Here is a 24,081-nt window from a genome sequence, read left to right on the forward strand (position 1 = left end):
ACCGTTGTCCGCCAAGGGATCCACGACCTCTGCCCCGGAGGTCCAGGGCGGCCTGCGGTCCGGATTACCCCGAATGCCGTACCTGTGAATCCGACCTATCGTGCTGTCATGGAGCACGCACTGAGTCCCGCGACCCTTGCCGAACTGCGGCGGCCGCGTCCGTATCCGGCGGTGTCGGTGCTGACCCCGACCCACCGCCGCGAACCCGAGACCGGCCAGGATCCCGTCCGGCTGCGCAATGTCGTCACCGAGGCCCGCAGGCGCCTGGAGTCCGATCCCGCCGTCACCCGTGAGCGGCGCAACGACGTCGTCGCGCAGCTCGACCGGGCACTGGCGGAGGTGGATCTGACGCATGCCGAGGACGGCCTGGTGATCTTCGCTGCCCCGGGTGAGCACCAGGTGTGGTCCCTGGCCCGTACCGTCCCCGAGCGGGTGGTGCTCTCGGACACCTTCCTCACCCGCAACCTGGTCGCCGCACAGGCCGCCGAACGCCCCTTCTGGGTCCTGTCGGTCTCCGCCGACCGCGTCGCCCTGTGGAGCGGCGGCGAGGACCGAGTGGTGGAGGACCGCTCGGGCGGCTTCCCGCTGGAACGCAGACAGGTGAACTTCGACCCCGAGCGCCAGATGCGCACCGGCGGCCTGCCGAGCACGTTCAGCGACGAGGGCACCCGGCAGTTCCTGCGCGAGGCGGACACCGCCATGACCGCGCTCCTGCGCGACCAGCCCCGGCCGCTGTACATCACGGGCGAGCAGGCGGCGCTGTCCCTGCTGGAGGAGGTCGGCAGCGCGGCCAAGGAAGCCACCCTGGTCCCGCACGGCGGCCTCGCGCACGCCGGTCGCGAGGCGGTGTGGCAGGCGCTGCGGCCGGTGCTGGAGGAGGAGGCCCGCAAGGACACCGCGTCCGTGGTCGACGAACTGACCTCGGCGCGCGGCCACAAGACCTACGCGGCGGGCCTGGACGAGCTGTGGCAGAGCGCCCGCGACGGCCGGATCCGGCTGCTGGCCGTGGAGGAGAACTTCCGGGCGACCGTCAACGACCTCGGCGGGCATCTGGTGCCGGCCGAAGCCGGCGACCTGGACGCCCGCGAGGACATCGTGGACGAGATCGTCGAGCAGTGCCTGGAGACCGGCGCCGAGGTCCGCTTCGTGCCCGACGGCACGCTGGGCGACGCCAACGGGATCGCGGGCGTACTCCGGTACTGAGCCGTCCCCGGGCGGCTCCCCCGGCAGCGCTCCCTGCCCGGCGTACGCTACGGCGTGATCGTCGGCGTAAGGGAGCGCACACATGGGTGACCTGCTGGGAGTGGCGGTACTGGGTGCCGGGCACATGGGGGCCGACCACATACGACGCCTCGATCAAGTGGTCAGCGGAGCCAGGGTCGCGGCGGTGGCCGACCCCGATGTGGAGCGGGCCCAGCAGGCCGCGGCCGGCGTCGACGCAGTGACGGTGCACGCCGACCCGGTGGCCGCGCTCGACGCGCCCGGCGTGGCGGCCGCGCTGATCGCCTCGCCCGGCCCCGCCCACGAGGAGGCGCTGCTCGCCGCCTTCGCCCGGGGGCTGCCGGTGCTGTGCGAGAAGCCCATGGTGCCCGACTCCACGGGTGCGCTGCGGGTGGTGGAGGCCGAGGCACGGCTGGGCCGCCGGCTCGCGCAGATCGGCTTCATGCGCCGCTACGACGCCGAGTACCGTCGGCTCAAGGCATTGCTGGACGGCGGCGAACTGGGCCGCCCCCTGATGCTGCACTGCACCCACCGCAACGTCTCCTCCCCCGGCCACTTCACCAGCGCCATGCTGATCAACAGCTCCGTCTCGCACGAGATCGACGCGGCCCGCTGGCTGCTCGGGCAGGAGCTGACCGCGGTGACCGTGCTGCGTCCCACGCCGTCGTCCGGCGCCCCCGAGGGACTGCTCGACCCGCAGTTCGTACTGTTCGAGACGGCGGGCGGCGCGCTGGTCGACGTGGAGGTCTTCGTCAACTCCGGCTTCGGCTACCAGGTGCGCTGCGAGGCCGTGTGCGAGAGGGGCAGCGCGCGGATCGGCGACGAGCACACCATGGTGGTCACCACGGCGGGCAGCGCCCGCGAGGAGGTGGCGCAGGACTACCTCGTCCGGTTCGCCGACGCCTACGACCGGGAGGTGCAGGCCTGGGTGGATGCCACCCGGCGCGGCGAGGTCACCGGCCCGAGCGCCTGGGACGGTTACGCCGCGTCGGTCGTCGCCGAGGCGGGCGTCCGGGCGCTGGAGAGCGGCGGCCGGGAAGCCGTCGAACTCGCCCCGCGCCCGGACCTGTACGACCCCTGCGCCGGGGTCAGCCGCTGACGCTCGCGGCTCCCGTCTCCAGATGCCCGGTGAACCGGCGCGACCAGGTCGCGTCGGAGTCGACGCTCACCGTGAAGTCGTACCAGCCGTTCTGGTACGCGACGGCGTTGAAGTAGTCCTCCGTCGAGGCACCGGCGGCGACGGTGTAGGTCCACGGGCCGTCGCCGCGGTAGTGGTGGGAGGTGATGGTGAACTTCACCGAGGACGAGCCCGAGTTGGTCATCTTGAAGTAGATCGCGAGCTTGCCCGTCCCCGGTTCGACCGCGTAACGGGTGCTCACCTCGGCCGTCTTGCCCGCCTTGGTCGCGTCGCCCTGGAAGCGGCGCAGGAAGCGGTTCGGGCCGACCATGGTGAAGTCGTACTTCCCGCCGCCGAAGCCCGTACCGATGTTGAAGTAGTCGGAGGCGGTGCCGCCCGCGTCGACCGTGTACTGGTAGGGCGTGGTGTCCCGGTAGGCGTTCGGGTGGATGGAGAAGTGGGCCGCACGGGACGCCGGCCCGCCCTGGTTGGCCATGGTGAACCAGGCGAGGACCTTGCCTGCGGCGCCGAACTCCAGGTGGTCCAGGTAGCCGTTCGGCTGGTACGGCAGCGCGCGGGCCGGGCGGGTGCCGGGCTCCTGCGCGGGCAGGGCGTTGTCCGTCGGGACCGGGTTGGGCAGCGGGCCGCAGGTGCCCATGCCGATGACGCTGGTGGCGGGCAGGGAGACCGAGCCGTAGACGGGGTTGGCGAAGTCGAAGACCCCGGTGAGGTCGCCGCTGACCTTGCGCCGCCAGTCGCTGATGTTGGGGCACTTGGCGGGCTTGCCGATGGCGGACGTCCAGGTCTCCAGGAAAAGCAGCACCGAGGTGTGCTCGAAGACCTCGGAGGAGACCCAGCCGCCGCGCGTCCAGGGTGAGACGACGATCATCGGGACGCGGAAGCCGAAGCCGTACGGCACCCCGTTCAGGAACTCCCCGGGCGTTCCGGCGGGCGGGGACGGCGGGGGCACGTGGTCGAAGTAGCCGTCGTTCTCGTCGTAGTTGAGGAACAGCACGGTCGAGTCGAAGACGTCCGGGTCGGCGGCGAGGGCCTGGTAGACGAGGTTCACGAAGTGGGCGCCGTCGCCGGGCGGGGCGTAGGGGTGCTCGGAGAAGGCCTGGTTGGGCACGATCCAGGAGACCTGTGGGAGGGTGCCCGCGACAACGTCGGCCTTGATCGCGGCGGCGATGTCGTCGGGGGTGGAGCCGGTCACCCTCGGCACCGAGGACATGCCCCGGTCGTACAGCGGGTCACCGGCTCTGGCGTTCGCGAAGTTCTTGAAGTAGGCGCAGCCGTTGTCGCCGTAGTTGTCGGCCGCGTTCTGGTAGACCTTCCAGGTCACCCCGGCGGCCTGCAGCGCCTCGGCATAGGTCTGCCAGGTCAGGCCGGATTCGTCGCCGCCGTCGTAACTGGTGGAGTCGACCTTGCCGCTCCACAGGTAGGTGCGGTTGGGGCCGGTCGCGCTGAGCGTGGAGCAGAAGTAGGCGTCGCAGATGGTGTAGTTGTCGGCGAGCGCGTAGTGGAAGGGGATGTCGGAGCGGTCCAGGTAGCCGAGCGAGCGGACGTTGCCGACGCCCGCGACCCAGTTGTCCATGCGGCCCTTGTTCCAGGCGGAGTGCTGCGAGGACCACGAGTGGGGCAGGTCGCCGTTGCACTGGGCCAGGGTCTCGCCGTCCTTGCCGCCGGCGGACGGGGTGGCGCTGAGCTTCCACGGGTACTGGCGGCCCGTCCCGTTGGGCTGGTCGAAGACCGGGTAGCCGCCGCCGAGGGTGATGCCGCTGCGGTCGTCGAAGCCGCGCACGCCCTTCAGACGGCCGAAGTAGTGGTCGAAGCTGCGGTTCTCCTGCATGAGGATCACCACGTGCCGGACATCCTGGATGGTGCCGGTCGCGGTGGTCGCCGCGGCGGCCGTGGCGCGCGTGCCGGCGCCGAGTGCCGCTCCCGCCGCCACTGATGCGCCGAGCCCCACGAAGCCTCTTCGGCTGATCGGTGTCATTCGCCCCGTCCTCGTCCCCTTCGGTGCCCCTGCGGCACGCCGCGCGCCAGGGTGCCCGCGGCGATCGTCGGGGTCCATACCGAAGCGGTGAGGCGAAGGTGAACAGAAGTCAAAGTCGCCCGGGGCTCGCCTCACACCCCGCCGAACAGCGCGCCCAGCCCCCGCTCCACCACGTGGGCCAGGTCCTCCTGTCCCGCAGCCACCACCCCGTAGGTGCGCAGCAGGAAGCGGCGCAGGGCCGACGCGGGGAACTGCAGCAGGGCCAGGCCGTGCGGCGAGTGGAACTCCAGGACCGTCCGGGTGCGGCCGTAGGGCCAGATCTGCACGTCCCCGTGGCCGGCCGGGGTCCGCAGCCCCTGGTCGAGCAGGGAGCGTGCGAAGATCCAGGTGACCTCCTCGCCGTCCAGGGCGGCCTCGGCCGGGAAGTCCACGTAGACGGCCAGGGGGTCGTCCGTGGTGTAGCGCAGCGTGGCCGACACGGGGATCTCCTGGTCCTCGGCGGTGATGAGCCGGGCCTGGGCGGGCTGTTCGACTGTGATGGCGTCCATGCCTTAATGGAGTCTCCGAAGGCGCCTCGCATGCCGCGAAATCCGGTCAGACTTCGACAGGTACAAGACGCTTCCCCGAGGCCGGAACACAGAAGCGACGAACACGCGTGTGAACGCCGGGGAAAAGGCGGCCTGAGGGATACAACTCGCGTAGCTCACCTAAGACTTGGCCCGCCCGGCGCGTACGTCATTCGTGCACTGGGATCACTCCGGGAAGACTCTGGCATATGCCGGAAGCACCACCGTATCGTGTGTTGCCAAATCCCTTACGGGGCGTCGCGGGCTGTGCGAAAGTCGTAACCGGTCCCCCCGTCGTTCCCGGCCGTCTCGTCCCCAACGGAGTGCGTCATGCCGTCACCGGTCTCCGCGGACCGCCCAGCCGCCCAGCCACCCGGACGTGGCTCGGTCGAGGCGCTGATCACGCAGACGCGACGGCTCAAGGGCGACGTGGACGCCGTACGGCGGGACACCCCCGGCGACGGCGCGGACCCCGAGGAACGCTGGCAGCGTGCCCTGTACGACCTCGCGCTGCACCAACTCGAGGATCTGGACGCCCACTTGGCGCAGCTCCGCGACGGACCGGCCGCCGAGCCCGCGGAACCGGCCGAGACGCACACCGTCCGGCCCGCGCCCGCGGCGGCCCCGCGCGGCTCGCTGCTCAGCCGTGTCGGCAGCGCGGAGTGGAACCTGCTGACGGACGAGGCGACCTGGTCCGGGGAGCTGTACCAGATCCTCGGCCTGGACCCCGACGCCCCCGCCCTGACCCTGGACGAGCTGCCCTCGCTCGTCCTGGAGGAGGACCGGCCGAAACTGACCGCGATGGTGACGGACTGCCTGGTCGACGGCAAACCCATCGACGGCGAGTTCCGCGTCGTACGGCCCGAGGGCGCCGTGCGGGCGGTGCACATGATGGGCGAACCCGTGCTCGGCGCCGACGGCGGCACGGCCTCGATGTGGGCCGTGCTGCGCGACGTCAGCGAACTGCGCCGCTGCCGGCGGACGGAGCGCGAGACCCGTGACTCGCTGCGGCGTCATCGCCGGCAGGAGCAGACCGAGCACCGGATCGCGGCCGAGCTGCAGGAAGCCGTGCTACCGCCATGGCGCGGCTCCCTGCGGCTCCCGCACCAGGGGCCGCCAAGCCTCGATCTCGCCGCCCGCCGCCTCCCCGCGGCCACGACCACACCGCTCGGCGGCGACTGGTACGACGCGCTGGAACTGTCCGACGGTGACACCCTGCTGAGCGTCGGCGACCTCACGGGGCACGGGGTGGCCGTCGCCTCCGGGATGGCGATGCTGCTCGGCGCCGTACGCGGCATGGCGCTGGCCGGCAGCCCGCCCGGTGAACTGCTCGGCATGCTCAACCGGTTACTGGACGCCACGGTGCAGCCCGCCCTCGGCAGCGCGGTCTGCTGCCGCTACCGGCCGGAGGACCGCACCCTGGTCTGGGCGCAGGCAGGACACCCCGCCCCGCTGCTCTACCGCGACGGGACGGGGCGCATGCTGAACGCACCGGACGGCGTCCTCCTCGGCGCCACCTCGGGCGCCGTCTACGGACAGGCCGTGGACACCCTTCAGCCGGGTGACCTGCTGCTGCTGCACACCGACGGGCTGGTGCCGGGCCACAGCCCGGGCACGGCCGTGGACCGCCTGCTCGACCTCGCCCCACGGTTCGGCGCGGCGCGCACCGCGCAGGACTGCCTGCGGACGGTGGTCGAGGAGTTCGGCGGAACCGGGCGCGAGGACGACGCCTGCGTGCTCGTCGCCAGGGTCACCGCGTGAGCTGAGGCAACCGGCCCTGCTGAGGCAACCGCCCCTGCTGACGCAACCAGCCTTGTCGAGGGAATCCGGCGCACAGGCCCCGTGCCTGTGCGCTCACGCCTGAGCGCTGCCCGCGCCCTTGGCCCTCGGCTTGGGCAGGGCGAGCCGGATCTCCTCCCGCAGTTCGTGGATCCTCGGATAGCCGGCGTACTCCGCGGTCAGCCGGTACATCTGCCGCAGCCGGTCCCAGGTGCGCCGGGAGGAGTTCGAGCCCATCGACATCAGGGCCAGCCGGGCGTAGCGGTCGGCCTGTTCGGGGTCGTCGGCGATGAAGCAGGCCGAGGCCATGGACAGATGGTCGAAGATCTTCGACCGCTCCCGCCCGTCGACGCGCAGGGCCAGGGCCTTCTCCGCGTAGTGCTGGGCGTGCACGGCCGCGCTCGGGTCGAACTCTGCCAGGGTGCGGTAGGCCAGGGCCTGCATGCCGTACAGGTCCTCGTCCTTGAAGGTCTGCATCCAGTCCAGCGGTTCGCCGTCGCCGCGGTCGGCGACGAACATGTCCTCCGCCTGTCCGAGCGTGCGGCGCATGGCCTGCCCCTTGCCCATCGAGGCCTGCGCCCAGGCCTCGATGGTGTGGAACATCGCCTTCGTGCGCGGCTGCAGGCGGTCGCCGGCGCCGTCCTGGGCGAGTTTCATCAGGTCCAGTGCGTCGTCGGGCCGGCCGAGGTGCACCATCTGCCGGGCCGCCCGGGACAGGGCCTCGCCGGCGCGGGGGCGGTCTCCGCCCTCGCGGGCGGCATGGGCGGCGATGACGAAGTACTTCTGCGCCGTGGGCTCCAGGCCGACGTCGTGCGACATCCAGCCCGCGAGGACGGCGAGGTTGGCGGCGACGCCCCACAGGCGCCGCTGGAGATGGGGTGGATGGTGGTAGGCGAGCATGCCGCCCACCTCGTTGAGCTGGCCCACGACCGCCTTGCGCTGAAGCCCGCCGCCACGGGCCGCGTCCCAGGCGCGGAACACCTCGACCGAACGCTCCAGTTCCTCGACCTCCTGCGACCCGATGGGGGCGGCCTCATAGCGGTCGAACCCAGCGGGGTCGGCGTGCAGGGGGTCGTCGAGGACGGGGGCGTCGGCCTTCAGGGCCGGGTCGGTGTGCAGCCAGTCGTACATGGCGCTGCTGAGTGCGGATCCCGCGGCGAGCGCGGCACCCGCGCCCACCAAGCCGCGTCGGTTGAGCATGAGGTCCATTCCCGTGAATTCGGTGAGGACCGCGGCGGTCCGCTCGGGCGCCCACGGCACGCCGTCGGGATGTTCCTCGATCCCGTCGCCCTGCCGTTTCCCCGCACGCCCGTGCCGTACCAGACCGAGGTCCTCGATGGTCACGACACGGCCGAGACGCTCGGTGAACAGGGCCGCCAGCACCCGCGGTACGGGATCGCGCGGGATCTCTCCCATGTCGATCCACCGACGGACCCGGGAGGTGTCGGTCGACAGCTGGGGGTGGCCCATGGCCGCCGCCTGCTTGTTGACCAGCCTCGCGAGTTCGCCCTTGGACCAGCCGGCCAGGCCGAACAGGTCCGCCAGGCGGGTGTTGGGTTGTCCGCTCACGTCAAGCCCCCAGGTTCTCGGCTGAGTTGACAGTAGCCCCGTGGAGGTTGCCGGGCGACTATTCGCCAGGGTTCGCCAGGGTCCGCCAGATGGTGTGCCACTGGGCATCGGGTGTCGAGTAGGAACGCGCCACCCCGACCCGGTCGCCGCTCGGCCTCACGAGCTGACGGTTGCATTCCCCAGGGTGCACCCGGGCGACCGGGCCGGGCAGGCGCACGCTCGCCGTGCATGCGAAAGGAGTACGGGCTCCCCTGGGCCCGGGCCCCTGGCATGTGCGCCGAGCACGCACCACAGGCAGGCACCGCAGGCACACGAAGGGATCTGTATCTCCCATGTACGCAGCATCGTCCTCCGTGTCCGCCCCGCCCCGGCCGCTGCGCTCCCGCCCCGCGGGCGGCGGGCCGTACCTGGACCCGGCTGCGCGTCCGGGCGGCCCCGTGCCGGTCGCGGGCCGGCTCCGGCGGGTGCCGGGCCAGGTCGGCACCGGGCCGCTCAGCGGCAGACTCGACCTGTCCGGTCCCCAGGGCGCGCAGTTGCGCACCGCGATCGCATCGGTGCACCGGATCTGTCCGGAGTTCACTCCGGTGCAGGTGCTGCGGCGCAGCGGACGGTCCGTCCTCCTGGTCGGCACGGCGGGGCGCGGCACGGCCGTGGCCAAGTGTCTGCTGGACCACTCGCCCGCCTGGGCCGAGCGGATCCGCCACGAAATAGCCGCATACCGCTCGTTCGTCCGGCATCGGCCACCGGTCCGTGTGCCCCGGCTGATCGCGGCGGACCCGGACAACTGCACCCTGGTCATCGAGCGGGCGCCGGGCCGGGTGGCAGCGCTGCAGCGTCATCCGGTGGAGGTGCCACCCCGCCCGGACATCCGGGCCGCGCTGGGCGCGATCTGCCGGGTGAACGCCTGGCGGCCCCCGGCGGGCACCTTCGACATGCCGCTGGACTACGGCGCCCGGATCTCCCGGTACCACGAGCTGGGCCTGCTCACCGACCGGGACCTCGGCGACCTCCAGAAGCTGCTGCACGGCATCGCCCACGAGGTGGGCCGGCACGGCATGCTCCAGTTCAACCACGGCGACGCCCTGCTGTCGAACATCCTGCTGTCACCGGCCGGTCCAGTGCTGGTGGACTGGGAGCACGCGGGCTGGTATCTGCCGGGGTACGACCTGGCGACGCTGTGGCTGGTCCTCGGGGACGCGCCGGTGTCCCGGCGGCAGATCAGCCAGATCGCCCAGTCGGCGGGCCCGGCCTCCCGGGACGCCTTCCTGGTGAACCTGATGCTGGTGCTGACCCGGGAGATCCGCACGTACGAGACGGCCGTGCAGCGTTCGATGCACGAAGTGGCCCCGGCGGCACCGGGCCCGGCCCACCCGGGTGCCGCGCCGTCCGGCGAGGAACAGCGGCTGCTGCTCAGGCGGCTGCACGACGACTGCCAGATGGCCCGCAGGGCCGTCCGGGCGGCGGTCGGCACTCGCTGACGGCGACGAAGGTCCGCGGCGCGCCAGAGCGGCGGCGCACCGCGGACCTTCGTGCGCTCGGACCTTCGTGCGCTCGGGCGGTCGCGGGCGCGGGCCGCCGTGCGCTCGGGCGGTCGCGGGCGCGGGCGGTCATGCGAGGGCGGTCGCGGGGGCAGGCGGTCATGCGAGGGCCGTCGCGGGCTCGGGCCGTCGCGGGCGCGGGCCGTCATGCAAGGCCGTCGCCGGCTCGGGCCGTCGTGCAAGGGCCGTAGCGGGCTCGGGCCGTCGGTGGCTCGGGCGTTCGCGTGTCGGGCGTTCGAATAGGCGGACCTTCGTGCGTTCGCGCAGGCTGTGGCCACTGGTGTACGCCAGTGACGCCCCGCAGGCCCGCGCACCGCCGTGGCGAAACTCGCCGAAAACCCCTCGTGACAAGGGAAATCGCCTTCGCGGAGGCATCATTGACGGATCGTCGGCCAGCCGGTACCACTGACCCAGCTCGGCGCCGCACGCCCCGCCACTGCCCGCCCGTCACAGGAGGCCGCATTGCGAGGTTCCGCCACTGATTCCGCGTCCGCACCCGGCCACAGACAACTGCGGCGGGCCGCCGGCCCGCTCGCCTCGGCGGCCCTGCTGCTGCCGCTGCTCGGCGCGGCCCCCGCCCAGAGCGCCACGGACGCCTCCGCCGGCCGGCTGCAGCACGCGTTCGCCACCGCTGCGGCCGAGTACCACGTGCCGCAGAGCGTCCTGCTCGCCGTCTCCTACCTCCAGTCCCGCTGGGACTGGCACGCCGGCGCGCCGAGCGTGAGCGGCGGCTACGGCCCGATGCACCTGACGGACGCCCGCACCGCGATCGCCACCACGGAGCACTACGCCGAGGGCGCGGAGGACGCCCGGGGCGACGCAGCCCGCGCGGCCGTGCATCCGGACATCCAGGTGCCGGCCGAGTCCACGCTGCCGGCCCGGCTGAAGACCCTGCCGAAGGCTGCGCGGCTGACCGGGCTGCCGGCCGGGGAGCTGCGCAGCGACCCGACGGCGAACGTGGCCGGCGGCGCCGCCCTGCTCGCCGCCGCGCAGAAGGAGCTGGGCGAGCCGCTGAGCGCCGACCCGGCCGACTGGTACGGCGCGGTGGCCCGCTTCTCCGGTGCCGTCGACACGGCCACCGCCGCGGCGTACGCCGACGACGTGTTCGACGTGCTGCGCACCGGCGAGGAGCGCGTCACGGACGACGGCCAGCTGGTCGCGCTCGCCGCCCAGCCCCGGCTGACCGCCGACACCGCCCAGCTGCGGCGGGCCGGGCTGGGCACGCTGCCCACGGACGGCGTCGAGTGTCCCAACTCGGTCTCCTGCGAGGCGGTCTGGGCGCCGTACGCGCAGTTCGGGAACAACGACTACGGCAACCACGACCTCGGCGACCGACCGGTGTCGCAGAGCATCAAGTACATCGTCATCCATGACACGGAGGGCACCTGGGACGGGGTGCTGAACCTGATCCAGGACCCGACCTATGTGTCGTGGAACTACACGATCCGCTCCACGGACGGTCTGATCGCCCAGCACGTCAAGGCGAAGGACGTGGCCTGGCACGCGGGCAACTGGTATGTCAACGCCAAGTCCGTCGGCATCGAGCATGAAGGTTTCCTCGCCAATCCGGACGCCTGGTACACCGAGGCGATGTACCGCTCCTCGGCCCGGCTGGTGAAGTACCTCGCCGCCAAGTACGGCATCCCGCTGGACCGGCAGCACATCCTGGGCCACGACAACGTGCCCGGCCCGACCACGTCCACGATTCCCGGCATGCACACGGACCCGGGTCCGTACTGGGACTGGCGGCACTACTTCCAGCTGTTGGGCCACCCCTTCAAGCGCACGGCCGGCAAGAGGGGCGGGCTGGTGACGATCCTGCCGGACTACGCCGCGAACCAGCCGGTGTACACGGGCTGCACCACCAGCGGCGAGCCGTGCACGGCGCACGGCTCCAGCGAGGTGCGGCTGTACTCGGACCACGACGTCAACGCGCCGCTGATCAAGGACATCGGGCTGAAGAAGGACCCGACGGAGGACGTGAACGACCTGTCCTCCCGGGTCTCCACCGGCCAGCAGTACGCGGTCGCGGACCGCTGGGGCGACTGGACCGCGATCTGGTACCTGGGGCAGAAGGCCTGGTTCCGCAACCCGCCCGGGGCGCCGGCGGCGGTGCCCGCCAAGGGGCTGGTGATCACCCCGAAGGAGGGTCTGACGAGCATTCCGGTGTACGGCAGGGCCTACCCGGAGCAGGCGACCTACCCGGCGGGGGTCCCCGCGCAGTCGGTCGTCCCGCTGCCGTACACGATCCCGGCCGGGCAGAGGTACGTGGTCGGTGACGAGGTGCCGGGCGAGTACTACTACTCGGTCACCTTCACCACCGACTCGCACCGGGTCGTGGTGGGCAAGGACCTGTACTACGAGATCCAGTACGGCCACCGGGTGGGATTCGTCCGCGCCGCGGACGTGACCCTCGAGGGCTCGGCAGGCTAGGCGCGAGCGGCCTCAGCCCTGCTGGAAAAGCTCCGCCGGGAGCGGCTTCAGCAGGGCGTACAGGTCGTCCGTGATGGGACGGTCCCAGGCGGCGATGGTGACGAGGACGCCGTCGCTGCGGTCGAACTGGACGCAGGAGATCCGGGACTCGGACAGCTTCAGCCGCCGCACGATGAGGAGGTTGTCGCCCTGGAGGACCGGGGTGTCCTCGACGCCGACGACCGTGACCTCCTCGTCGTTCTCCAGCGCGAGCAGCAGCTGGCCCACCTCGAAGGGGATCTCGCCCTCGGCGACCTCGCGGGCCGGGGAGCCCTCGGGGAGGTTGCCGATGATCATGGCAGGGCCTCGGCCGCCGAAGAGGTCGTAGCGCAGGAAGACACCCTGGCAGGTGCCGTCGGGCGCGGGCAGCAGACCCGCGCCGAGGTTGCCCGGCCAGTCGCCCGGGTCCATGGCCAGCACGTCGAAGTCGGGTCCGGCGGGGGTGGCGCTGCGGCGGCGGAGGAACGACATGCGGCCATGGTACGTGGGCTCTGCGAGGCGCGCCGGGAAGGGGCCGTCAATGGCTGCGGTGATCTTTCGCCCGCGGCGCTCATCATGGCCGGTCGCGCAGTTGCCCGCGCCCCTTCGGGCGCGTCCGTCGGGCCGCGGGGGTGCCACTCAGCTCAAGGGGCAGCTGGTCAGCAGGGTGGCCGCCGTCGCACCGGGCGGGCGCGGGACCGTGTGGTCGGCGGGCGGGAGGGCGGCGCCGGTGATCCAGTCCTCCAGGGCCGCGAAGGCCGCGTGGTGGCAGGGCACCATCGGGCGGAGCCGGTCGGGGAAGGCGTCGACCAGGGAGTCGGTGTGGGTGCCGTCCTCGATGCGGTAGTAGCGCAGCAGGGTGCCGCGTCCGACCGCGTGGACCATGCGCGCGTAGACGTCGGAGTCCTGGCTGATCGGCAGCAGTGCGTCGAGGGTTCCCTGGAGGGTGATCAGCGGTTTGCCGATGCGCCCGGTCAGGGCGATCCGGTCGACGGCGCGATGGACGGCCGCGGGCCGGGCCGCGTAGTCGTAGTCGGCGTCGCAGCCCGGTGTGCCGGAGGCGCAGAACGGGGTGCCGGCCTCGGTGGAGCCGTCGTAGCCGGGGTCGAGTTCCTCCCGGTAGATGCGCTGGGTGAGGTCCCAGTAGACCCGGTAGTGGTACGGCCACAGAAACTCCGAGCCGGCCGGGAAGCCGGCCCGGTGCAGGGCTGCCTCGGCGTCGCCCGCTCCGGGGCCGCCGGCGGCGTACGCCGGGTAGTTGCGCAGCGCCTGCGGCAGGAAGGTGAGCAGGTTGGGCCCGTCGGCGCGCCAGAGGGTGCCTTCCCAGTCGACTCCGCCGTCGTACAGCTCGGGGTGGTTCTCCAGCTGCCAGCGGACCAGGTAGCCGCCGTTGGACAGGCCGGTGGCGATGGTGCGGACGGGCGGCCGGTGGTAGCGCTGGGCGACCAGGGCGCGGGCCGCTCGGGTGAGCTGGGTGAGGCGGCTGTTCCATTCGGCGATGGCGTCGCCGGGCCGCCGGCCGTCGCGGTAGAAGGCCGTGCCGGTGTTGCCCTTGTCGGTGGCGGCGTAGGCGTAGCCGCGGGCGAGCACCCAGTCGGAGATGGCCTTGTCGTTCGCGTACTGCTCGCGGTTGCCGGGCGTGCCGGCGACGACCAGGCCGCCGTTGAAGTGGTCGGGCAGCCGGACGACGAACTGGGAGTCGTGGTTCCAGCCGTGGTTCGTGTCGGTGGTGGAGGTGTCCGGGAAGTAGCCGTCGATCTGGATGCCCGGCACGCCGCTGGGCGTGGGCAGGTCCTTGGGGGTGAGCCCGGCGTAGTCGGCCGGGTCGGTGTGCCCGGAGGCCACGGTGCCTGCGGTGGTCAGCTCATCCAGGCAGTCGGCCTGCTGGTGGGCGGCACCGGGCACCCGGAGCTCGGTACGGCCGGCGCAGTGGCCGTCCGGTGCGCCGGTGGGTGCCGCCGTGGCCGGGGTGGCCAGGAGCAGGCAGGCCGCGGTGAGCGACAGGGCGGGGAGGGTGGCTCGGCGGGTGGGCCGTCTGTGCGGCGTGGTCGGCATGCGGGTTCCTCCGGCTGTGGGTGGACGCGCTGGAGGCTAGGCGCGGAGTGGGCGCGCCGGACATGTGTGGGGCCGCTATGAAGACGGCCCCGGCAGCGTTGTCCGCCACCATGACCGATCGTGGTTGACTTGATGTCAGGGCAGCTGCTGCCGGTGTGGGTGGACGAGGCCGTGCAGGCGTCCACCGGCCGCGCGGCTCCGCAGTGTTGACTCTGTGCGGCCTACTGCGCCGCCTCGGCCCTGCCCGGCGCTCCCTCCTCCGGCGGCACCGGGGGCACCACCGCGATCGGGCTCGCCGCGTGCAGCAGGACGGCCTGGGTGACGGAGCCCATCATGCGGGCCGGTGCGAGCAGGCGCCGCCGGTGCCGGCCGACGACGACGAGCTCGGCGTCCTTGGAGGCGGCCACGAGATGGCCGGCCGCGTCACCGGGCAGCGCCTCGGCGTCGGCGCGGACCTCGGGGTGCCGCTCGCGGTGCGGGGCGAGGAAGCCCTCGGCGAGGGCGCGGGTCTCGTTCTCGACGGCGGCCTGGTCGACCTGGGGCGGCACCAGCTGGCCGGGGGCCGACCAGGTCTGCACCGGCCACGGATAGGCGGCGATCACCTGCAGGCGCGCGCCGCGCAGCGCGGCCTCGGTGAAGGCGAAGGCGAGGGTCGCCTCGTCCGGGCTGTCGGCGTGCAGGCCGACCACCACCCGGGGCCCGGGCTCGGCCGGCCCGCCGCCGTGCACCTGCCGGCCGGGCCGGGGTACGACGACCACCGGGCACTCGGCGTCCCGGGCGGCGGCGAGCCCGTTGGAGCCGAGCAGCAGGCTGGCGAAGCCGCCGCGGCCCCGGGATCCGAGGACCAACAGCTGGGCGTCGGCGCCGAGTTCGGGCAGGACGGCGCCCGGTACGCCCTCCAGGGCGACGTACTCGACGGCGGTTTCGGCGCCGCGGTCCGCGAGTCGGATGTGCACGTCGGCCAGCACCGGATCCCCCTCCGCCCGGGGCGGCGCAGCGACCAGCACATCGGCCTGGCCCCAGGCGGCGTACTGCCGTACGTGCACCACCCGCAGCGGTGCGGCGCGGCGGCGGGCGGCGTCGAAGGCCCACTCCAGCGCGCGCAGGCTGTCCTCGGAGCCGTCGACCGCGGCGATGACCGGCGCAGTGCTCATCGTCCCTCACCTTTCGGAACACGACCTCCCCGTGCTGGGGCCAGCCTGGCGCAGGCGTCGGTCCCAGCGGGGTCCTGGTGGTCGCGTGTCCGGGAATCCGCGCGGAACACCCCCGGTTCGGCTGCCGGTGTCCGCGTGATGCCGGTTCGGTGCCGGTGGCGCCGGTCGCGCCGCCGGGCGGGGTCAGGTGAGGTCGAACTCGCCTTCCCGGGCTCCGGAGACGAAGGCACCCCACTCCGCCGGCGTGAAGATCAGGGATGGGCTTTCCGGACGGCCGCTGTTGCGCATGGCGATGAAGCCCTCGACAAAGGCGATCTGGACATCGCCCAGACCTCGGCTGCTGGACTGCCACTCGGCCTTGCTGAGGTCCAGCTCCGGCTTGTCCCAGCCCGCGAGCGGCTTGTGCTGGGTGGTGGTCTCGGCCACGTCCGTGCTCCTCCCGGTTCGTCGTCCGCGGGTCAGCCTAGCGACCGCTCACGATGCCCGACAGGCCACGTGGGGAGGACTTTCAGGTCTGCGGTGGCCGCGCTCCCACGAGCCACATGGAGAAGAACTGCGAGCCGCCGCCGTAGGCGTGTCCGAGCACCCTGCGGGCGCCGTCGACCTGGTGTTCTCCGGCCTGGCCGCGCACCTGGAGCGCGGCCTCGGCGAAGCGGATCATGCCGGAGGCGCCGATGGGGTTGGTGGACAGCACGCCGCCCGACATGTTGACGGGCAGGTCGCCGTCGAGATCGGTCACCCCGGACTCGGTGAGCTTCCAGCCCTCGCCCTCCTCCGCGAAGCCCAGGTTCTCCAGCCACATGGGCTCGTACCAGGAGAACGGCACGTACATCTCGACGGCGTCGACGTCCCGGCGCGGGTCGGCGATGCCGGCCTGCCGGTAGACGTCGGCGGCGCAGTCCTTGCCGGCCTGCGGGGAGACGAAGTCCTTGCCCGCGAACAGGGTGGGCTCGCTGCGCATGGCGCCGCCGAGCAGCCAGGCCGGAGGGCGGGGCGCGCGGGCGGCTCCGGCGCGGTCGGTGAGGACCATGGCGCAGGCGCCGTCGGAGGAGGGGCAGGTCTCGGAGTAGCGGATGGGGTCCCACAGCATGGGCGAGGCCTGGACCTTCTCCAGGGTGATGTCGTGCTCGTGGAGGTGGGCGTAGGGGTTCTTCAGGGCGTTGCGCCGGTCCTTGTAGGCGACGAGGGAGCCGACGGTGTCGGGGGCGCCACTGCGCCGCATGTAGGCGCGCACGTGGGGGGCGAAGAAGCCGCCGGCGCCGGCGAGCAGGGGCTGCTGGAAGGGGATCGGCAGGGACAGGCCCCACATGGCGTTGGACTCGGACTGCTTCTCGAAGGCGAGGGTGAGGACGGTGCCGTGGACGCGGGCGGCCACCAGGTTCGCGGCCACCAGCGCGGTCGACCCGCCGACGGAGCCCGCCGTGTGCACCCGGAGCATGGGCTTGCCGACGGCGCCGAGCGCGTCGGCCAGGTACAGCTCGGGCATCATCACGCCCTCGAAGAAGTCGGGCGCCTTGCCGATGACGACGGCGTCGATGTCGGCCCAGGTCAGCTCGGCGTCCTGCAGGGCCCTGAGGGCCGCCTCGCGGACGAGGCCGGCGATCGAGACGTCCCGGCGGGCGGCGACGTGCTTGGTCTGGCCGATGCCGACGACGGCCACGGGCTCCTTGCTCATCGTGGATCCCCTTCGAGTACGGCGACCAGGTTCTGCTGCAGGCAGGGGCCGGAGGTGGCGTGGGCGAGGGCGCGGTCGGACGCGCCGCGGTGGATGCGGGCGGCGGCCTCGCCGATGCGGATCAGTCCGGCGGCCATGACCGGGTTGGCAGCGAGCGCTCCGCCGGAGGGGTTGACCCGGACGTCGTCGCCGAGGCGGAGCGCCCGGCGCAGGATCACCTCCTGCGAGCTGAACGGCGCGTGCAACTCGGCGGTGTCCACGGGCCGTTCGAAGGCTCCGGCCTTCTCGGCGGCGAGCCGGGTGGACGGTGAGTCGGTCAGGTCGCGGACGCCGAGGCCGTGGGCCTCGATGCGGTGGTCGATGCCGCGGATCCAGGCGGGCCGCTCGCACAGCTCCCGGGCCCGCTCCCCCGCCGCGAGGATCACGGCCGCGGCGCCGTCGCCGACAGGCGGGCAGTCGCCGGAGCGCAGCGGCCGTACGACGTAGTCGCCCTGCGGCACCTGCCCCTTGAGCTGGGCATGCGGGTTGGCGGCGGCGTCGGCCCGGCTGCGGGCGCCGACGGCGGCGAGCGCGGGCTCGTCGGTGTGGCCGGCGTCCATGAGGGCCTGTGCCTGGAGGGCGGCGAGGGCTATGGAGTCGGGCCACAGGGGGGCGACGTAGTAGGGGTCGAGCTGGCGGGTGAGGACGTCCCGCACCGAGCCGGGCGAGCACTTGCCGTAGGAGTAGACGAGCGCGGTGTCGGCGTCGCCGGTGAGCAGCTTGGTCCAGGCCTCGTACAGCGCCCAGGCTCCGTCCATCTCGACGTGGCTCTCGGAGATGGGCGGCCAGGCGCCGACGCCGTCGAGGGCGAGGGTGAAGGAGAAGGCGCGGCCGGCGAGGTAGTCGCTGGAGCCGGAGCAGGTGAAGCCGATGTCGGCGGTCCTGAGGCCGGTCCGGTCCAGCGCCTCGTGGAGCACCGGCATGAGCATCTCGACCTCGGAGGACTCCTCTGTGGAGCGCCGGTGGTCGGTCTGGGCGAAGGCGACGACCGCGATCTCCCGGGTCACAGCAGCTCCTTGTAGGTGTCGTAGTCGGCGTCGGGTTCGCCGGTGGGCCGGTAGTGGTCGGGGTAGCGGGCGCCCTCGGTCCACACGGGCTCCACGCGCAGGCCCATGCGCACCTGGTCGTAGGGGATGCCGCCGATCCGGGCGTGCAGGGCGAGGTCGGCGCCGTCGAGGGCGATGTGCGCGTAGACGTACGGGACCTCGATGTCGAGGTTCTTGGCCTTGATGTTGACGATGCAGAAGGTGGTGACTGTGCCGCGGGGGCCTACTTCGACCTGTTCCTGTGTGGCCACGCCACATGTGGGACACGCACCCCTCGGGGGGACGTACACCTTGCGGCAGGAGGGGCAGCGTTCGCCGACGGTCCGCCGTTCGGAGAGGGCGTCGATGTAGGCGGACTGGGCGCGGCCGGGTGAGTAGGTGTAGTCCAGGCGGGCGGGGGCGACGATCCCGGAGAGCGGGTCGGTGAACTCACCGGTGTGGTCGCCCGGTTGCTCCGGCTCTCCGGCGTACGGCTCGAAGCAGGCGATGTCGGTGATGGCGCCCGTGCGCTCCCCGGCCCAGCGGACGCGGACGCGCATCCCAGTGTGCACGGCGTCGGGGCCGGGGACGTCGAGGGCGTGCAGCAGGGCGGTGTCGGCGCCGTCGAGGCGGACCAGGACCCAGGCGAAGGGGGTGCCCAGTGGCTGGCCGCGGCGCGGCACGTGGTTCCACGCCCAGGTGGTGACCGTGCCCGTGGGGGCGACCTCCACCAGGTCGCGCAGCTCCTCGGCGGTGACGGGGTCGTACTCGACGGGCGGGACCAGGGTGCGTCCGCCGGCGGTCCTCACGCCGAGGACGACGCGTTCGCGCAGGCCGGTGAGGAAGGCGCTCTGGACGGGGCCGAGGGAGCGGGTGAAGGGGAACTCGAGGACGAGGGGGGCTTTGAGGACTTCGGGCATCGGGGCTTGCCTCCTTCGAGCAAGGTCGGTGAGGTCGTGCCCCGAAGGGGCACGGGGCGGTGACATATGCGGCTCCGCCGCGATGGGGGTCCCCCGGGTTCGAGCGAAGCCGAGAATTCGGGGGAGCGACCAGCCACACGCGGGCCCGCGGTTTCCGAACCGGCCTGAGCCGGCGCAGCGCTACGCACGTTTGTAGACGGGGGGCCGTTTCTCCGCGAAGGCGCGGGCGCCTTCCTTGGCGTCGGCGGTGTCGAAGACCGGCCAGCCACGGGTGAGTTCGGCGGCGAGCCCCTCGGTCTCCGTCATCTCCGCGGTCTCGTACACCGACGCCTTGACGGCCTCGACGGCGAGCGGGCCGCAGGCGTTGATCTGCTCGGCGGTCTCCAGGGCCGCCTCGAGCGCGGTGCCGTCGGGCACGACACGGCCGATGAGTCCGATGTCCGCGGCCTCCCGGGCGGTGTACGGACGCCCGGTGAGCAGCATCTCCAGGGCGTGGGTGCGCGGGATCTGGCGTTGCAGCCGCACGGTGGAGCCGCCGATCGGGAACAGACCGCGCCGGACCTCGAACAGGCCGAAGGTCGCGGACTCGCCCGCGATCCGGATGTCGGAGCCCTGGAGGATCTCGGTGCCGCCCGCCACGCAGTACCCCTCGACGGCGGCGATGACCGGTTTGCGCGGGCGATGGTGGCGCAGCATCGCCTTCCAGTGCAGGTCGGGGTCGGCCTTGAGCCGGTCGCGGTACCCCTCCCCCGCCATGCCCTTCCCGGCCAGCGCCTTCAGGTCCATGCCGGCGCAGAAGGAGCCGCCTGCCCCGGTGAGCACGATCGAGCGGATCCCGTCGTCCGCGTCGGCCGTGAGCCAGCCGTCGTACAGGCCGACGAGCATCGGCAGCGAGAGCGCGTTCTTCGCGTCGGGCCTGTTGAGCGTGAGCACCAGTGTGGCGCCCTCGCGCCGCACGGTGAGGTGTTCCGTCCCGCCCATGGGCTTGTCTCCCCTCGGTGAGAACGAGAACAGGTTGCAGTAGGCGGCGAGGCACTTCAAGGGAGCTTCCAGGATTTTCTGACAGACAGTCAGATTTGTTGGCGCGGGCCCTTCACAGTTGCGGCGCCCTTTGCTCTGATGACCCGCTAGCGGACGCATACGGGCACGATCGGGGTCAGGAGGAGCGGTGGAGTACAACCTTGCCGACCTGTTCGAGTCGGTCGTCGACGTGGTCCCGGACCGTGAGGCGCTCGTGTACGTCGACCATCCCGGCACCGGCGCGGAGCGCCGCCTGACCTACGCCGAGCTGGACGCGGCCGCCAACCGCATCGCCCACCACCTGATCGACAGCGGGATCAGGCCCGGAGAACACCTCGGCCTCCACCTGTACAACGGCGTCGAGTACCTGCAGACGGTGCTGGCCTGCCTGAAGGCGCGGATCGTTCCGGTCAACGTCAACTACCGCTATGTCGAAGAGGAGTTGGTGTACCTCTACCGGGACGCCGATCTGGTCGCGCTGGTCTTCGACGCGGAGTTCGCGGACCGGGTGGCGGCGGCGCTGCCGCGGGCGCCGAAGCTGCGGCATCTGCTGCGGGTGGGCCCGGCGGCGGCCGGGGTGCCCGGGGCGGTGCCGTTCGGCCACGCGGAGGCGTCCGGCTCGCCGGCCCGGGGCTTCCCGGCCCGCTCCGCCGACGACCAGCTCATCATCTACACCGGCGGCACGACCGGCATGCCCAAGGGGGTGATGTGGCGGCAGGAGGACCTGTTCTTCGCCGGCCTCGGCGGCGGGGCGCCGACCGGGGAGCCGGTGAAGGCACCTCAGGAGCTGGCCGAGCGGGTCGCCGCCGGGGGCTCGGGAATCACCTTCTTCCCCACTCCCCCGCTGATGCACGGCACCTCCACGCTGACGGCGTTCATCGGCTTCAACTTCGGCCAACGCGTCGTGCTGCACCGCAAGTTCGTGCCGGAGGAGGTGCTGCGGACCGTCGAGAAGGAGAAGGTCACCAGCATGTCTCTGGTCGGCGACGCCATGCTCCGGCCGCTGATCGACGCGCTGAGCGGACCGCTCAAGGGCACCGACTGCTCGGCCCTGTTCAGCGTCTCCTCGTCGGGCGCGATCATGTCCGAGACGGTACGCCGGCAGTTCCGGGAACTGGTCCCGAACGCCGTGCTGCTCAACAACTTCGGCTCCTCCGAGTCCGGCTTCAACGGAACGGCGACGGAGGACTCGGGACCCGAGCGCGGCTTCCGTCTGCGCGTCAACTCCCGTACCCGCGTGGTCGATCCGGTGGACCACGAGCCGGTCGCCGCGGGGGAGACCGGCCGGGTCGCCCAGTGCGGGCACGTCCCGCTCGGCTACTACAACGACCCGCGGAAAACCGCCGAGACGTTCTTCGAGAAGGACGGGCAGCGCTGGGTCCTGCTCGGCGACATGGCGACGGTCGACGAGGAGGGCGTGGTCACGGTGCTGGGCCGGGGCTCGCAGTGCATCAACACCGGGGGCGAGAAGGTCTATCCGGAGGAGGTCGAGCAGGCGCTCAAGGCGCATCCGGACGTGTACGACGCGCTGGTCGCCGGGGTCCCGGACGCCACCTGGGGCAACCATGTGGCCGCCGTCGTACAGCTGCGCGAGGGAGCCGCGCAGCCCTCGCTGGCCGACATCCAGAGCCACTGCCGTACCCGGCTGGCCGGCTACAAGATCCCCCGCCAGCTGGTGATCACCGACTCCATCCAGCGGTCCCCGAGCGGCAAGGCCGACTACCGCTGGGCGCGGGAGGTGGCGGTGGCGGCAGACCAGCGGTGACGCCGGGGCGCCCCCCCTTGCCCACCACCCGGTAGCACCACTCCGTGCGCGCAACCGACACCGCTCGACTACTTTGGGTAACTGTCGGTCGGTCGAGTTGTGCCGGTCCAGGCCTTCCGCACCGGCACCGGGCCACGCACGGAAGGATCTCCGGGTGTCTCACCACACGCCCAGTCACCCGCCGGGGAGCGCAGACGAGACGGACAGCGGCCCGGCGGCATCCGGGGCTCCCACGACGGCCGGGGAGGCGGAGCGGGCCGCGGCGCCCGGCAGGCGCGGGCGCGGTGCCCGGCGCCTCGCGGCACGGGCCGGCCTCCTCGGCGGGTGGAGCCGCCTCGCTCGGGGCTTGGGCGCACTGGCCGGTCCACCCGGCCGGCGGGCGCGCATCGGGCGGTGTGTGGCCGTGGGCTCGGCCGTGCTCGCCGTCGGCCTCCTGCTCGCGGCGCTGCTGCTGCCGAACCGGCCCGACCGGCTCACCCCGGCCGCGTTCGTACGCCTGCCGGCCGAGGGCATTCTGCTCGCCGCCGTGCTGCTCGTGCTGCCGCCCCGGGGGCGGCGGACCGCGGCGGCGGCCATCGGCGTGCTGATCGGGCTGCTCACGCTCCTCAAGTGCCTGGACCTCGGCTTCTATTCGGTGCTGTACCGTCCCTTCGACCCGGTGCTGGACTGGGGTCTGCTGGGCAACGCGGCGGACTATCTGCGCGGGACGTCCGGCCGCACCGGCGAGCTGGTCGCCATCGCCGGTGCCCTGCTCCTCGCGGTCACCGTCGTCCTGGCGAGCGCGGGCTCCACGGTACGGCTGAGCACCCTGGTGGCCCGGCACCGCGCCCGGTCCGTCGGTGCCGTCCTGGTGCTGTGCACCGCCTGGATCACCTGCGTCGTGTTCGGCCTGCGGCCGGGCGGTGTGCCCGTCGCCTCGACGCTCGACGCCGGCCTCCTGCGCGACCGCGCCCAGCAGGTCCGCGTCTCCCTCGCGGACGCCCGCCTCTTCCGGCGCCAGGCCGCCCACGACGCCTTCGCCCACACGCCCCCGGACCGGTTGCTGACCGGCCTGCGCGGCAAGGACGTGCTGTTCACGTTCGTCGAGAGCTACGGCCGTTCGGCGATCGAGGACCCGGCGATGGCCCCGCGGATCGGCGCGGTGCTCAAGGAGAGTGACGACGCCCTGACGGCGGCCGGATTCCGGGCCCGCAGCGGCTGGCTGCGCTCGCCGGTGACCGGCGGCGGCAGCTGGCTGGCCCACTCGACCTTCCTGTCCGGCCTGTGGATCAGCAACCAGCAGCGCTTCCGCTCCCTCACCTCCAGCGACCGGACCACCCTCACCGGCGCGTTCCGCAGAACCGGTGCCTGGCGCACGGTCGGCGTCGTGCCCGGGGTGCTGGTGGCCTGGCCGGAGGGCCGGTTCTTCGGCCTTGACCATGTCTACGACGGGCATCACCTCGACTACCACGGCCCGGACTTCGGCTGGTCCCAGGTGCCGGACCAGTTCACCCTGCAGACGTTCCAGCGGCGGGAGTTCGGCAGGCGGGGCAGGGGCCCGCTGATGGCGGAGATCATCCTCACCTCCAGCCACTACCCCTGGGCGCCCGTGCCCCGCATGGTCGACTGGGCGAAGTTCGGCGACGGCTCGGTCTTCCAGCGGATCAGGCGCGAGGGCCGGTCCCAGGAGGAGGTCTGGAGAAGCCCGGAGAGCGTGCGTGACGCATACCGCGCCTCCATCGTGTACTCGCTGAGCAGCCTCGTCGGATTCCTGAGGCGCTACGGCAACGACAACACGGTCCTGGTCTTCCTGGGCGATCACCAGCCCGTGCCGACCGTCACCGGGAACAGTCCGCGCAAGGACGTGCCGGTCACCGTCGTCGCCCGTGACCCCAAGGTGCTGGACCGGATCTCCGGCTGGGGCTGGACGGAGGGCCTCAAACCCGCGGCGAACGCCCCCATCTGGGGGATGGACGGCTTCCGCGACCGGTTCCTGAGGGCGTTCGGACCGCAGGGGTAGCCGTGCATGGGTCAGGTGTCGAGGAGTGCGGCCGGCGGGCCCACCACCGATGACCTAGTCGGCATGGTGATCCGGTCCATGTGGTCCCACCACACAGGATCGGGTGCGTTGCCCTGCCCGTCGGTGGCACCGCGGTGTCCATGCCGGGCACGCCAGCCGGGCGGTGCGGTCCCGGCCGGCTGCTCCGCCGAG

At 72.5% G+C, this 24,081-nt stretch carries 18 protein-coding genes; 7 read left to right on the forward strand and 11 right to left on the reverse strand.

Annotation, left to right across the window (positions count from 1 at the left end):
* The first annotated feature begins 108 nt into the window (after positions 1-108).
* Both FB563_RS35130 and FB563_RS35135 read left to right on the forward strand, forming a co-directional pair.
* A complete protein-coding gene (locus tag FB563_RS35130; RefSeq protein ID WP_055704622.1) occupies positions 109-1,203 on the forward strand; it encodes a baeRF3 domain-containing protein in 1,095 nt (364 codons plus the stop codon).
* 82 nt (positions 1,204-1,285) lie between these two features.
* Positions 1,286-2,320 carry a Gfo/Idh/MocA family protein gene (locus FB563_RS35135; protein WP_079048573.1) on the forward strand — a complete coding sequence of 345 codons (1,035 nt, stop codon included), beginning with the start codon at positions 1,286-1,288 and terminating at the stop codon, positions 2,318-2,320.
* Here FB563_RS35135 and FB563_RS35140 read toward each other — a convergent pair.
* Both FB563_RS35140 and FB563_RS35145 read right to left on the reverse strand, forming a co-directional pair.
* Positions 2,310-4,334, reverse strand: coding sequence for a phosphocholine-specific phospholipase C (locus FB563_RS35140; RefSeq protein WP_055704621.1), 2,025 nt, complete (start codon positions 4,332-4,334; stop codon positions 2,310-2,312). The genes FB563_RS35135 and FB563_RS35140 overlap by 11 nt on opposite strands.
* A 131-nt stretch (positions 4,335-4,465) precedes the next feature.
* Entirely contained in the window at positions 4,466-4,882 is a 417-nt protein-coding gene (locus tag FB563_RS35145) for an SsgA family sporulation/cell division regulator (protein ID WP_055704620.1), read from the reverse strand.
* 348 nt (positions 4,883-5,230) lie between these two features.
* Here FB563_RS35145 and FB563_RS35150 point away from each other — a divergent pair, with 348 nt between their 5' ends.
* Positions 5,231-6,661 (forward strand): PP2C family protein-serine/threonine phosphatase, encoded by a 1,431-nt coding sequence (locus FB563_RS35150; RefSeq protein ID WP_055704619.1) that lies wholly within the window; start codon positions 5,231-5,233, stop codon positions 6,659-6,661.
* A 93-nt stretch (positions 6,662-6,754) separates the two neighbouring features.
* Here the strand turns inward: FB563_RS35150 and FB563_RS35155 are convergent, their stop codons facing one another.
* A complete protein-coding gene (locus tag FB563_RS35155) occupies positions 6,755-8,248 on the reverse strand; it encodes a DNA-binding protein NsdB (protein ID WP_055704618.1) in 1,494 nt (497 codons plus the stop codon).
* A gap of 332 nt (positions 8,249-8,580) precedes the next feature.
* Between FB563_RS35155 and FB563_RS35160 the strand changes: the two genes are divergently transcribed.
* Both FB563_RS35160 and FB563_RS35165 read left to right on the forward strand, forming a co-directional pair.
* The gene (locus FB563_RS35160) at positions 8,581-9,726 is read left to right on the forward strand and encodes an aminoglycoside phosphotransferase family protein (RefSeq protein WP_055704617.1); all 1,146 of its coding nucleotides are present in this window, start codon (positions 8,581-8,583) and stop codon (positions 9,724-9,726) included.
* A 522-nt stretch (positions 9,727-10,248) separates the two neighbouring features.
* The gene (locus FB563_RS35165) at positions 10,249-12,219 is read left to right on the forward strand and encodes an N-acetylmuramoyl-L-alanine amidase (RefSeq protein ID WP_055704616.1); all 1,971 of its coding nucleotides are present in this window, start codon (positions 10,249-10,251) and stop codon (positions 12,217-12,219) included.
* A gap of 12 nt (positions 12,220-12,231) precedes the next feature.
* Here FB563_RS35165 and FB563_RS35170 read toward each other — a convergent pair whose 3' ends face one another.
* From FB563_RS35170 to FB563_RS35205, 8 genes are all read right to left on the reverse strand, one after another.
* Positions 12,232-12,729 (reverse strand): glycosyltransferase family protein, encoded by a 498-nt coding sequence (locus FB563_RS35170; RefSeq protein WP_030339601.1) that lies wholly within the window; start codon positions 12,727-12,729, stop codon positions 12,232-12,234.
* A gap of 147 nt (positions 12,730-12,876) precedes the next feature.
* Positions 12,877-14,292, reverse strand: coding sequence for a 3-hydroxybutyrate oligomer hydrolase family protein (locus FB563_RS35175; RefSeq protein ID WP_055704615.1), 1,416 nt, complete (start codon positions 14,290-14,292; stop codon positions 12,877-12,879).
* Between the two features lie 221 nt (positions 14,293-14,513).
* On the reverse strand, positions 14,514-15,446 hold the full coding sequence (locus FB563_RS35180) for a universal stress protein (RefSeq protein WP_055704614.1): 933 nt from the start codon (positions 15,444-15,446) through the stop codon (positions 14,514-14,516).
* Between the two features lie 183 nt (positions 15,447-15,629).
* Positions 15,630-15,872 (reverse strand): DUF397 domain-containing protein, encoded by a 243-nt coding sequence (locus tag FB563_RS35185; protein WP_055704613.1) that lies wholly within the window; start codon positions 15,870-15,872, stop codon positions 15,630-15,632.
* An 82-nt stretch (positions 15,873-15,954) separates the two neighbouring features.
* Complete coding sequence (locus FB563_RS35190) at positions 15,955-17,121, reverse strand: thiolase domain-containing protein (protein ID WP_055704612.1); 1,167 nt, start codon at positions 17,119-17,121, stop codon at positions 15,955-15,957.
* Positions 17,118-18,167 (reverse strand): thiolase domain-containing protein, encoded by a 1,050-nt coding sequence (locus FB563_RS35195; RefSeq protein WP_055704611.1) that lies wholly within the window; start codon positions 18,165-18,167, stop codon positions 17,118-17,120. The genes FB563_RS35190 and FB563_RS35195 overlap by 4 nt, the downstream gene beginning before the upstream one ends.
* Complete coding sequence (locus tag FB563_RS35200; RefSeq protein ID WP_055704610.1) at positions 18,164-19,105, reverse strand: Zn-ribbon domain-containing OB-fold protein; 942 nt, start codon at positions 19,103-19,105, stop codon at positions 18,164-18,166. Before FB563_RS35200 ends, FB563_RS35195 begins: the two co-directional genes overlap by 4 nt.
* A gap of 180 nt (positions 19,106-19,285) precedes the next feature.
* Positions 19,286-20,086, reverse strand: a complete 801-nt coding sequence (locus tag FB563_RS35205) for a crotonase/enoyl-CoA hydratase family protein (RefSeq protein WP_055704661.1) — start codon at positions 20,084-20,086, stop codon at positions 19,286-19,288.
* A gap of 187 nt (positions 20,087-20,273) precedes the next feature.
* Between FB563_RS35205 and FB563_RS35210 the strand changes: the two genes are divergently transcribed.
* Together FB563_RS35210 and FB563_RS35215 are read left to right on the forward strand one after the other, a co-directional pair.
* Positions 20,274-21,890, forward strand: coding sequence for an acyl-CoA synthetase (locus tag FB563_RS35210; RefSeq protein ID WP_055704609.1), 1,617 nt, complete (start codon positions 20,274-20,276; stop codon positions 21,888-21,890).
* 397 nt (positions 21,891-22,287) lie between these two features.
* Complete coding sequence (locus tag FB563_RS35215) at positions 22,288-23,889, forward strand: alkaline phosphatase family protein (protein WP_234357603.1); 1,602 nt, start codon at positions 22,288-22,290, stop codon at positions 23,887-23,889.
* Positions 23,890-24,081 lie beyond the last annotated feature (192 nt).

Source organism: Streptomyces puniciscabiei (assembly GCF_006715785.1).
Classification (GTDB): domain Bacteria; phylum Actinomycetota; class Actinomycetes; order Streptomycetales; family Streptomycetaceae; genus Streptomyces; species Streptomyces puniciscabiei.